The 11,799-nt window shown below is 63.3% G+C and carries 7 protein-coding genes; all 7 read right to left on the bottom strand.

The genetic code is table 11. The annotated features are described in order from the left end of the window. Window positions 1-311: 311 nt before the first annotated feature. Window positions 312-2,495: an AAA family ATPase gene (locus SO180_RS40765; protein WP_449384424.1), complete on the bottom strand. Its 2,184-nt coding sequence runs from the start codon at window positions 2,493-2,495 to the stop codon at window positions 312-314. After that, window positions 2,492-2,950, bottom strand: a complete 459-nt coding sequence (locus SO180_RS40760; RefSeq protein WP_449384423.1) for a hypothetical protein — start codon at window positions 2,948-2,950, stop codon at window positions 2,492-2,494. The genes SO180_RS40765 and SO180_RS40760 overlap by 4 nt, the downstream gene beginning before the upstream one ends. Further along, entirely contained in the window at window positions 2,947-3,483 is a 537-nt protein-coding gene (locus SO180_RS40755; protein WP_449384422.1) for a hypothetical protein, read from the bottom strand. The genes SO180_RS40760 and SO180_RS40755 overlap by 4 nt, the downstream gene beginning before the upstream one ends. Continuing rightward, on the bottom strand, window positions 3,480-5,534 hold the full coding sequence (locus SO180_RS40750) for a site-specific integrase (protein WP_449384421.1): 2,055 nt from the start codon (window positions 5,532-5,534) through the stop codon (window positions 3,480-3,482). The genes SO180_RS40755 and SO180_RS40750 overlap by 4 nt, the downstream gene beginning before the upstream one ends. Next, window positions 5,512-7,434, bottom strand: coding sequence for a hypothetical protein (locus tag SO180_RS40745; RefSeq protein ID WP_449384420.1), 1,923 nt, complete (start codon window positions 7,432-7,434; stop codon window positions 5,512-5,514). The genes SO180_RS40750 and SO180_RS40745 overlap by 23 nt, the downstream gene beginning before the upstream one ends. A 3-nt stretch (window positions 7,435-7,437) precedes the next feature. After that, window positions 7,438-8,676 (bottom strand): tyrosine-type recombinase/integrase, encoded by a 1,239-nt coding sequence (locus SO180_RS40740; protein WP_449384419.1) that lies wholly within the window; start codon window positions 8,674-8,676, stop codon window positions 7,438-7,440. Between the two features lie 552 nt (window positions 8,677-9,228). Continuing rightward, window positions 9,229-11,520: a P-loop ATPase, Sll1717 family gene (locus tag SO180_RS40735; protein WP_449384418.1), complete on the bottom strand. Its 2,292-nt coding sequence runs from the start codon at window positions 11,518-11,520 to the stop codon at window positions 9,229-9,231. Between the last annotated feature and the right edge of the window lie 279 nt (window positions 11,521-11,799).

Genomic DNA, 11,799 nt, shown 5'->3' with positions numbered 1-11,799 from the left:
TTATAGATCGTTCGGAGTTACGAAGTGTGTATGTACAAGGCGTTCTTAACTCCGAACGACGCCTACGACCGTTCCGAACTATCAAGTCCGAGTGGTCGGATGACTGGGTGGAGTTGCTCGGGCTCACACAGGGATCAGGACGTCTGCCCCCGAGCGCCACTCGTCTTCGGCTTACCTTGCCATCGTCGTGCTCCCCGACAAGGGACGCTTCGCTCTTCGCCCTTGTCCGGTGCGCGCGCCGTTGGCCGCGGCCGCCTGCGACGGCGGCTCCGGGGATCAGACTGATGATGCCGGCCTTCGACTTCAGGAAGTCAGGACCAATTAAGGCCGACCGATCTGTGCTCGTCGGCGTACGGCCGCTGCAAGGCTTCTCGGATTGTGTCGGGTTGTCCCACGATTATGACCTGCTGTCGGGCGCGCGTAACCGCGGTGTACAGCCATGATGGATCGAGCAGCCGGCTCGGCGGCAGGGCGACGATGACGTAGTCCGCTTCTGAGCCCTGCGCGCGGTGGCAGGTGAGTGCGTAACCGAGCGATAGGTCGACCAGGTCCTCGGCGGGGAAGACGTGCTCGTCTCCGTCAAAGATGGCTGTGATCTGATGCTCGGTCCGATCGATCCGCTGCACGGTACCCATGGAGCCATTGAACAGGCCGCGCTTGTAGCAATTGCGTCGGTGCACGACCGGTTCGCCGGGAGAGAAGAGGTCGCCGAGCGGACCACGAAACTCCTGCAGGTCTTTCCTGCGCAGATACTCGTCGTGGAGGCGCCGATTGAGGCCACTGACGCCGCAGGGGCCGTCGTTGACCGGCGTGACGATCATGACGTCGCGTCCGTCATGCAATTCATCCCAGATCGAAACAACCTTCGCGGCGATCTCGTCGCGTCCCGGCGCGCGGGCGAGCATGACGCCGGCATGGGGACCGACATAAGCGGTGAGCCGAGGCATCTCGCGGCGCCGGATCTGGGCAGCAACCTCTGGGATGGACGTGGTCGCGGCCTGGCGGTGCACCGTGGTGAGGGTGGAAGTGATGGCCGGATCATCGACGAAGCGGTGAAACAGCAACCCGAACCCCACCGGCGGAAGCTGCCGCTCGTCCCCGACGAGCAGAAGCCGGGCGCCTGGTGGCATCCGGCGGAGCAGCCCGTGCAGCGACGGCAAGTCCACCATCGAGGACTCATCGATGATAACCAGCGTATCCGGAGTCAGTCGCGCCAGGTGGTGCAGCTTGTCCTCCAACTCCGCCCGTTCGGTCTGGTCGATCTCGCCGGTGAGCTGATTTTCGATCGTCGCGCGTTCATCGAGTTCGCGGAGCGTCCGGAACATGGTGCGTGCGAGCCGCCCGGTCGATCGGGACAACCGCAGGGCGGCCTTTCCGGCGAGTGCGGCCAGCAGGAGCTTGCCGCCGGCGCGCTCCCAGCGGTCGCAGATCGTCCGGGTGACGAAGGTCTTGCCGGTGCCCGCGCCGCCGCGGAGACACGAGAAACCGGCATACAGGCTCCTACGCACGGCTTCGGTCTGATCCTGAGCCAGGACAGCACCTTGGCCGTCGAAGTTAGCCTGCAGGCGAATTAGACGGTCTGGCGGGCCCTCGGTCGCCATGGTCCGAAGCCTGCTGATGATCCCATCCTCCATCAGGGCGCATCCCGGCGCTCGCAGGAGGCCCGAGGGAGCGACGATGACTGCTTGCCGCGCGATCGCAAGCTCGCCCGCACGATCGAGCGCTCCGGACGATGGCGGCATGCCAAGCTTGCGGGCGAGCCGCTCGCGGAAATCGTCGCGGGCCATCGCGGTCGAACCAGAGCCAACCAGGTCTTTCACCACGGCATCCGCCGCGCCCACGAGGCGGTGAGGATAGCTTACTGGGTCGGCTTCACCGCTCTCGTTCAGCAGGCGAAGTCCGAGGGCATCAACCCGCTTCCAATCGAGTAGTGGAACCAGGCAATACGGGTTCGCTTGCAAAGCGCGCGGCGCATCAGCCCCGAGTAGCAGGTACACGCGGCGGGCCAGTGGCAGCTCTGTCACGCCCACAGCCGCAAGCCACTCCACCAGCCTTGCTTCGCTGGCCATCGCTTTCCATGCTGCCGCCAGGGCCGCGGCGAGTCTCGGCCCCAGCACGGGCCGCTCCGGATCCATAACTGCCGCCAGCGCAGCGACATCGCCGGTGTCGAGCGCCTCAGGCAGGCGGTCCTCGAAGTGTTGCCACAGCCGGCGGGCGCGCGCTGGCCCGATGCCAGCGATGCAGCCCGCAAGATAGTCGATCATCAGTTTGCCACTGGGCAGCGCTCGGACGGCCCGGCGTGCTGAGATCTGCGGCCCCCACTGGGTTTCGGAGAGATCACCATCTACGGACCAGAGCTCGCCGACCGAAGGCTCGCCCAGCATGTTCGCGTTTATGACCCTCACGCGCACGGTAGAGCCGTCGGTGAGGCGACCCGCGAAGATCGTGCCGAAGTCCCGCTTGGAGACGATGCTGTCGACGATGACGTCGGTCATCTCGGCGTCCTGAACAATAGCCCGGTTTCCTCGACCAGATCGAGGCGAGTTTTGAGCCGCGTGTTCTCCTCGCGCAGTGAAGCCACCAGCGCCTCGCGCTCGGCGAGCGCCTTGCGAAGCTCGGAGATGGTATCGGCATCCCGGCCGAGCCGTTTGCGAATGCCCGCGTCGGCAACGTCATCGAGCAGGCGCGAACCAATCGGTTTGACACCCTGGACGCGCGCCAGTGCATTCACAGGACCTGCCAGCTCGGGCTTTCGGAAGAAATGCTGCTCAAGGGTCTCACGCAGGCCGATGTCCCGAACGAGCTGGCGTACGTTGACCTTGCCATCGCCAGTCGTCGGCAGCGTCGGGTGCCGACGGTCCTCGGGTTGCGCCGACCACTCCGCATCGAGCAGCTCAAGGTGTGGCTCGAGAGCAGCCAGGATCTCCGGTGCGACAGGAGGCCGGCTCATTTCCGCCTCGGAGGTAGGTCGACCACCGTCTTGCCGGCAAGCTCCTTGAGCAGGGCGGCATTGCGGGCTTCGAGCTCCGAGATCTTCTTCTCCGCCTTTTCCAGATCCGCCTGCGTCTCGCTTAGAAGTATCTCAGAGGCGATGTAGTTCTGCCGGACCTGCGCAAGCTCGTCCTGCACCTGACCGACGCGTTCCGTGATCTTGCGGCGGACCACCTTCGCACCCGCAGCCATCGCTTTCGTCACCCGGGCAGCCCAGGCGTCGACCTCGTCCTTTAGTTCAACCAGCTCCGGCGGCTCCTTCTTCCGGAGATATGCTTCGCTCTTGCCCGCCCGCCGCAGCACTTCGGCCGCCGAGACCTTGCCTTGAGCGTACGGGTAGACGCCATCGTTCCGCTCGATGTCGGCCTCGATGTCGCGCATCCGCTCACGGATGAGGTCGCGACTGGCGGCGAACCTGGCCTTCGCCGCCTTGGTGCCCTCGCCAGCGATGCGGGCGCCGTTCTGCTCCTTGGTCAGCACTGGGCGTTTCATGACTGCGCCGCCTCCCATATTGCCCTTACTTCGGGATGAGCAGCCAGTACGCGCTTGCGGACGTCGTCCCAGCGTTCGAGCTCGGCGAGGATCTGGCCATCGAAGTTTTCGACCAGCATCTCGAGTTCGTCCGAGACGGCCGAGGCACGCTCCGCGATGAGGGCATCCAACGCCTGTTCGCATTGCGCTTTGGCCATCGCCATTTCCAGCCGCTTGTCGCACGACGTGCGGCAGGATCCTGGATCCGGCGCCCCACGGCCGGCGGTGCAGGGGCCATACTCGCCCAGACCCTTGGTGCAGATGACTCCCGGCCGGACCAGGGACCAGTACCGACCGCCGTGCGTCAGGATCTCCGCCGTTTCCCGCAGGGTGGCGCTGTCCAGGGCGTCCTCGCCACGCCGCATAGTGCGAGATAGTCCCTCTCGCAAAGCCTGCGCCGCGGGTCCGCCAGCTTCCTCGCGCACCGTCTCGGCGACGGCGTCCTGAACCATCGCGTAGGTAGTCTCGTTCGCCACCTGCATCGCCTCCTGCGCGATGTCCGGGGACGAAAGCATGTAGTGGAGCGTCATCTCGAGGTCGCGATGGCCAAAGAGATCGAGTAGAACCTGCGGCGCTCCAACCACCGCAAGTGCGACGAGACGCGCTACGGTGTGGCGCCAACGATGCATATGCGCATTGCGGTCGTCGAGCAGATGGCCCAGCCCGAGCTGCGCGACCGCACGCTCGAACGTGGCAGTCGCCGACGTCAGACGTGTGCCGCGGTCGCCCTTGAGAGCCACCCACAGCTGCCGATCGCCCTCGGGGCGGAAAGCTTCGGCGATGCGGTGCTGGAGCCGCATCGCCCGGACGGCGGCCGGATGAAGGGGCCAATCTCTCGGCTTACCGCTCACCTCGTCGACCATCTTGAAGGTGATCGAATGGTAGCGACCCTCGGACTGGCCGAGCGGCGTGTCGTCCGCGGCGAGTATCTCGCTACTGCGGGCGCCTGTACAGAGATTGACGACGCCGAAGTTGCAACCCTGCAGCAATCCGATGATCCGACGGAACGACGTCATCGACTTCGGTGGCCACGTCTGAGTCAGCCGGTCTTCTTCACCGTCATGTTGCAGAATGGCGTATTTTAGTTCAACGAGCGGAGCGCCCGTCGCGTCAGTCCATTCAAACTTCCGCAGGTTCTCCGCGCGCGCGGCAACCACGTCCGGCCAGTTGGGTCCTCGCCCCAGCTTCGCGAACTCGCGGCCGATGTCCCGGTCGAGCTTCCAGAGATCCATGACCTGGTTACCGAGGTTTTCCTGGAACCAGAGCGCGCGCTCAACGAAGGCTCCGACGAACGCGTCGGAGAAATGTTGATACTGACGGACAGGCGCCAACTGCAGGCGGGACGGCAACTCCTCACCGCGCCGGGATCGCTCGAGGGCGTGTGTCCCCGCGCCATCCTCCCGGTGTCGGAACAGCCGCGGCCAGTCCGAAACTATGCCACGCTCCCCTGCATCGATCAGACTGTCGAGCACAACCCGATAGCTATCCTTCATCTTTGGGGTGGCCTCCATCGCAGGATAGAGGCCGGTCAGGACGTTCGCGACAGTGAATTGGGAAAATACGCTGCCATCGGCCGACGGGCAGTTTTCCAACTGCCATGCCGCCATACGCAACAGCGTTCCTGCCCGAGCCTTCCACGTCGAGTATCCGGATTCGCGGATGCCGTTTCCCATAATTCGAGGCAGAAACAGGGCGAGGAGGGCGCGGCGGATGCTCTCATCGCGGACCGGGGCTTTTACAGGATCGGCTGGCACGCCCGCCTTGGCCGGGACGATCTGACGTGCACTGTCCCGCCGCAGCGTGCCGGCCGCCATCCATTCGGCGGGGATCGTCAGGATGGGAGCATCGAGGCGGCAGCCAGGTAGAAACTCGATCCGGCGAAGTTCGTCCCACGGGCGGACGGCGAGCTCATCGTAGTTGCCGAGCTGCGCCATCAGCGCATCGCGCCACTCCATGCGGTCCGGCAAATCCTCCCGGAGGACGCGCGCTTCAGTAGTTTGGATAGGTGGCATGTGCCTGAACCTCCCCGGATTTCAATTTTGCCGTCCATGAGGTCAATTCCGCATCGACCCGTGTCTGGTCGAAGCCGAGCAGGGTCTGCTCCAAGGCGTCGTGCTCGTCGGCGAAGGATGAGCCGTCCCACGCCGTCATCGGGATCGTCTGGCGAATGTGGCGCAGCTCGGCCAGAGCCCTCGCCAAGGCCGGCAGACTTTCCTCGAACACAATGCCCTTGCTGCAGCCCACACACCTCTGGACGCGGCACAGCGCCCCCTCCGGATGATCCGGCGCGACCACCTTGTCGGGTTCACGCGGATTGAGACATCCAGTTCCGAGGCGAGTGCGTTGTCTGAGGTCGAGCAGGCGGGCCTCCTGCTCCGGCGTGATCTCGCCGTTGGCGACAAGAAGCCGAAGACGGGTCGGATCGACCGGTCGGCGGGCCTCGATTTCGGAGAACAGTGCGTGCTGAAGCTTGCGCGCCTGGCGTTCGCTGTGCGCGCGATAGCGCCTGAATCCCAGATAATGCTTCAGGGTCCTCGAAGTGGCGTGCTGGCTCGCGAGGCGGGTTAATAGGACGTTATAGCCGCTCTGGATGTAGGCATAGCCGATCCAGGAATCGCGAACATCGGACGTCTTGAATTGAAGTAGGCGGGGATGTGTCTTCTCCAGCCCGTGGCGAAGAACAGTTTCGCGAACGAGATCACTTACGTGAGTGCCGTCCGCGCCCTCGATGAAGCCCGACACCTTGCCGACCGTGACCGACGCGAAAAGCCACGGGCTGCGGGCAAGCCCCTCATGGCGGTGGATATCCGCCCCGAGCGCTACGCTCGGGGTATTCTCATACTTCCTGCGCATCTCGTTTAGTTCGCGCAGCACCTGCCGGCGTAGCGGGGCGGTTACTTCGAGCATGTATCCGATCAGCCGGTAGGGGTGCCATTCCGGACGGGTCATGGAGATCGCGAACTGGTGTCGATCCGCCCTATTCTTGAAGGCATGGATGACAGCGAAGCGGTCGACCTGCGGATGAGGCTGCGACCATGCATCGGGGGACGATACGTCGATGGCGGTCGCCGTCGCGAAATTCCAGCCTGTCGACAGTAGGAAGAGGGCGAGGAAGATCGCGGTGTCCGACCGACCCGGCACAAACCACCGAAGGGCGCCGGTGAGGCCCCTGGAGCTCCGCTCCGACATCGTCGGAGAGACGTAGGTCGGCCCGGGGCCGACCAGAAGCTCACGTGCGCCGGAGGCGACGGCCCCAGCGCGGTCCGGAAGACCATCCCTCATCAGCTCGCGAACGAGCCAAGCCCGATTTTCAAGGACGGAGAACGCCGCTTCATCCAGATCCTCGCGTGGGTCGCAGCCCGCATTGGCCAACTTGTCGCCGTCGGCCAGCATGCGCTTAACCTCGCGCGCCTCGTGGCGGAGTGCGTGAAACAAATCCCGGAGTGCGCGCTCCTCGATCGGTTCATCGTGCACGACGATATCCGGCCTGCGCGACGGCCAGAACAACTGCCTTCCTCCGCTCAGGGCTCGCATCCCGTTAACGGCGGCGCGGATGGTCTTGTAGGCGGCGTACGACGACCCGATGTCGGTCAACCACGTCAGCAGCGTCGGACCCATCGCATCGGTCACGTCGGCAGACCTCGCGACCGTTGGAGCCTGAGCATCCAGAAATCGATAGAAGTTGCGCATACCGCTGCGGATTGATTTACACCTCGGCTCAATGGGCGAAAGCGTGTCCAAGAAATCGGCAAGTTCGAGAGCAAGGTCTGGACGACCGGCATAGTCGCCGCCCCATGTCGTCACCTTCTTGACCGTGGCTTCGTTTCCACCGATCGCAAATTCACGAAGGTCAACTTCGTAAGGCGCTCCGCGGGACGGTTGGATCTCGACTACATAGTCCGATTTGCGCATATCTCAGACCTCCCCATCGCCCTCGAGGAACCGGTGCCAACCGGATGATAACTCGGCAAGCGCGCAGGAGCTCACAAGCCAGCGGAGGTAGATTTCCGTCGTTGACTTGCTCATGTGACCGAACTGATCCCTGAGAATCGTCAGCCAGAACTGACCGCGGTTTTCGACCCAACCCGAGCCCATGGCAGCAAGGCCGCCATACGGTCGTGCCTCAAGCTCCAGCGCGTTCAGCACGAAGAAGCACGCGAAGACGTGCCGCCCTTTGTGCGGCGACCACAGTTTAGGGCCCGGCGCGACCTCCTTAAATATCCTGTAGATCGTCATTTCGCTGATCGGCCGGCCGTGCGCCTTGAGATGGTCGCTCAGAAACAAACGGCGCGTCCGCGTCTTCCTGCCGCTCTTCACGAAATGACGATAAGCATAGGTATCCCACTTCTCGTCGATCCACTGGCGAACGCGCCGAGCGAACCGGACCGGCACGTCGACTGTGCGCGGACGATTCCCCTTCGTGACGTAGAGGTCCATCGGGACGGTCGCCTGGGAGGCCTGCTCAGCCTCGCGAATGGTTTGCGCCGATGGCCATTGATCGACTTCGAGGGCCTCGACCTCCATGCGGCGAGGACCAACCTCTAGGATGAACCGGGCTGCCAGATACTTGGCATATCCCTTCTGCTCGCGGACACGCGCGAGCCAATCACGGACTGACGCCGGGGTCGGAAGAACGAAGCGCGCCGCTGCCCTGGGCGTCGCGCTTTCTTTCGCCCGCCCGGCGCGCACCGTCTTCCGCTCGCCGCCCGGCCTTCTGCCGAAGAAACGCTTGACTTCGAACGGCCCACGCAATCCCTTCAGCGCGGCCCAGGTCAGAAAATTAGTGACGTCATCGGCCCGCTGGTTGGCCGTGGACGGCTGCAAACGCTTACCAGTCGCCGACCAGCGTCCGCCAAGCTGGTCCCGCTGATATTGCAAGACCTGATCGTAGGTGACGATCTCGATGGAGATATCGCTCTCCTCGCACCATTCGAGGAAGTTCTTCAGGTCGTCGGCAATCTTCGTCAGGGTCGCTTCGCTCGGGTAAGGCCGTCCGCCTTCGGGAAACCAATCGCCGGTCGCCCGTTCCCTGAGATAGCGGTTGAACGAGCGGCAATAGAGGCCCGCCGAGTCGAACAGGACAGGGACGTGCTTTACCGACGGGAAGCCCAGCGAGGCGACCCGCTCGCCGTCCGGAATAACGATCTTTGCCATGCCTCGATGGCCGGCGGGCGCCACGTTAAACGATGATGCCAGACCCGACGCGCGCGATGCCCCGAGCTCGGGCGCCTGACACGCCGATGCCCGCCGCCCCTTCGCGCGACGCTCCGGTCGTCGCCGGATTACCCCCTAAAATGAACTCTGAACGCACCATCATACTCAAAAACTCAACCGGCGGTTAGCGTCGGCCCGACGTTGCCGACGTGGTAATCGAATTCTTAAATACCGCGGCTCAGATATTGCGCAGCGTCGGAAAGTTCAGCGTTGCGGAGCGGCCCGAAGTCGTAGACCTGCTCCTCGGCAGAGTGCTCCGGCCAGCGATCCTGGACATGAGGGTCGCCGAGACCAGCTCAGACGACGTCTCGCGCAGCCCGACGGACCTCTGCTCCATGTCGAGCACCGCGCTGCGCAGGACGCCCCAGGCCCTACTAACCTGTCGCGGATGACCGGGAGCTGCTGGAGAAATGGTTGAACGGCATCCAACAAGCTGCGAGATCGAGGACGCGGCCGACCGAACCAGTCAGGCGGGCGACAACGGGCAATCGGCTAGCCCCCTGTTGCAACCAACGTCGGGTGAAGCACGAATTCGACGGTGTCGTCGTCCTGGATGAGGGAGGCGAGGTACTGCCGCTTGTATCCTACGTCGAAAATGTACCGCGGCGCGCCATTGTCGAGCACGCCCAGGCTGCCGTTCCAGAGCATCACGTCGATGAGCTTGTCTACGTCTTCGCTTTTCTGGATTTTCTTGCCCGCGATATACTTGATTTTCCCGCGCGTCAGCCCGTTCTTCTGCTGCACGATTTCGAACAGAAGGCTCGCCCCGTGGACGACGAGATCCGAGATCTCGCGATCCAGGTCTTCCAGGACCTGCCAGCCGAGCTCGGTCAACGCCTGGCAATAGTCCTCTTCCTCGATCCGATCGCGACCGAACGTCAAGGCGCGACGCCGGGCGGTCTCGAAGAGACGGATCAGGTACCGCGGCCTCATCAGGCTGCCGTCGATCAGGAAATCCAGCACCGGCTTGCCCTTGACGGTCGAGACCGAGGCCCGCGACCAAATCGTCGACCAATCCCCGGTGATCTGCGAGGCGCTCGACCGGAGCCGGTCTTCGAAAAGCGTCTTCATCAGCGCTCTGTCGGTCCATTCCAGGCTCTGGACCGCGAGCTTGCCGTAGTCCGCCATTCCGCGGACCAGAAATTCGTAGACGTCGCTGCGAACGAAGATGGCCCAGGAGAAGTCCAGCTTCTGGCGGCTGAACTTCCGCGCGATCTCCTGCATGGATTCCGCCAGGCCGATAACGATGAGCGCGTCGTCGTCGGTGAAGCCGCCCGGTGTCCAGAAGCGATCGAGGTTGTCGAACAGGAAGAACACGACGCCTTTCAGCCTCAGGTACCCCATGACCTCTTCGCGCAGCAGCCGTACGTCCTGCCCGTAGATAGCCTCCAGCACCTTGCTCGAGTCGATCTGCTGCAGGTCGTCGTTTACGATGCTGCTTTTCCCGAAACGATCGATCACATTCTGAGACAGGCGCTTGAGGCGTTCGGAGAAGTCGCCGACGCCGGTGTCGACCCGGGACTCGAACAGATCCTTCAGCTTGTTGTAGCCGGGGAGCAGGCGCGGATCCCTGAGAGCCCTGACCTGATCTTTTTCGAGGAGCTTGTAGGCAATCTCGAGCCAGAGCACGTATTCCCAGAATGCTGCGATCACCTCTTTCCGCGTTCCGCGGCTCAGTTTGTCGAGGATGAATTCCTTCATCTTGACGAGCTGGTGGCCGTCCGGGATCAGGTCGATGACGATGTTCTCTTTCCTGGCCCGCGTACGATCGCGGACCTGTAGGAAGACCGCCGTCTTGCCGCTTCCCTTGCGGCCGACAAGGACGTTCGCTTCTCCGCCGAGCGTTCGGCGATAAGCATCGGTCTCCAGGAAATGGTCGGCGAGTGCCGCCGCTTCGTTTTCGGCGACCGGATCCCCGCAGCTGAGACGCTCAAGCAGGCCTTCGGTCTGCTGCTTGACGGTCACGAACTCGTTTTGCGTGTCGGCGACGGTCGTCCTGAAAGTCGCGATCAGGTCGTCGATGTCCTCGAGCTTCCACCACCGGTCCGCCTTGTCCTGGAGGTCGAGTGGCAACGCCTGGGACTGTTGGGCGATGAGAAGGGCGGGAATCCCGCGGCCTTGAGCGACACCGTAGATGAAAGCGGCCCGCTGGTTGTTGCGCATCGCCTCGTCCGACGTGCCGTCGATCCAGAACGCGATTACGCCGAACGAACTTACGACATTCTCATAGGCCTCGCTGGCATTCAGGCGGCTGATCTCGGCCGGATTCGAGTTCCTGAACTTGATGCGCGCAATCTTCTTGACGGCACTGGTCGTCCGCAGGCTCGATGCGGTCGGAGTCGGTGGCTGCAAGATGAAGAGAGGCTGATCCTTATGCTTAGCCACGTCGCCCCAGCGCGACGTCTCATCGGCCTTGCTGAGGATTTTGGTCAGCGGCTTTTCGTAGTCGTATCCGTCGTAGCCGAGGGTGTCGACTAGGCCGATGTCGCGGACGGGCTGGAAGTTTTCGTGGGTCGAACGAATCAGCCGCGTCGGCAACCCGAGGCCGATCGCGAAGCCCAGTTCGTAGGTGACATTGTGATTGACCCTGGAGATGTCGGCAACGAACGAGTCGGCATCCTCGACCCAGCTTTCAACGGAGCGGGCGATGGGCGAACCCGACGTATCGAGCTCGCACCAGGGAGTCACCCGGCGATCCGGCGTGCTCGCATCCTTGCAGGCCTTCTTGATGAGATTGGAGTGAAAGTCGTTACCCGAGGCGTACGCTACGAAAACTGTCGTCATGACTGCGCATCCGCTTAACGTTCGGCCTTGCGGGGCCCATTTCGCCGACGATCGGCTTGATTCATGTTTCGTTCGGTCTGCGATTTCGCGGCGGATTCTAAGTCCGCCGCGATCCTTTGTTGTTACTGCCGGCGCTTAGAGGACCGGAAAAAGGCGCCCAACCGAAGTAGGGGGCTTCTGGGGCGCGTTATGCTCGTCGCCGCAGCAGCAGTGGGCGTCGTCGCCGCCGCCGCAGCAGCAACTCCGAACTGTCAACTGCAGCCTGTTGTCGAACCGCAC

This window comes from Bradyrhizobium sp. UFLA05-112 (assembly GCF_053572325.1).
This window is presented reverse-complemented; position numbering and strand designations above follow the sequence as displayed.

What these genes read in the sequence shown, in the direction of transcription:
- SO180_RS40745 (WP_449384420.1), bottom strand. Translation starts at nt 7,434, where the DNA reads ATGCGCAAATCGGACTATGTAGTCGAGATCCAACCGTCCCGCGGAGCG.
- SO180_RS40735 (WP_449384418.1), bottom strand. Translation starts at nt 11,520, where the DNA reads ATGACGACAGTTTTCGTAGCGTACGCCTCGGGTAACGACTTTCACTCC.
- SO180_RS40750 (WP_449384421.1), bottom strand. Translation starts at nt 5,534, where the DNA reads ATGCCACCTATCCAAACTACTGAAGCGCGCGTCCTCCGGGAGGATTTG.
- SO180_RS40760 (WP_449384423.1), bottom strand. Translation starts at nt 2,950, where the DNA reads ATGAGCCGGCCTCCTGTCGCACCGGAGATCCTGGCTGCTCTCGAGCCA.
- SO180_RS40740 (WP_449384419.1), bottom strand. Translation starts at nt 8,676, where the DNA reads ATGGCAAAGATCGTTATTCCGGACGGCGAGCGGGTCGCCTCGCTGGGC.
- SO180_RS40755 (WP_449384422.1), bottom strand. Translation starts at nt 3,483, where the DNA reads ATGAAACGCCCAGTGCTGACCAAGGAGCAGAACGGCGCCCGCATCGCT.
- SO180_RS40765 (WP_449384424.1), bottom strand. Translation starts at nt 2,495, where the DNA reads ATGACCGACGTCATCGTCGACAGCATCGTCTCCAAGCGGGACTTCGGC.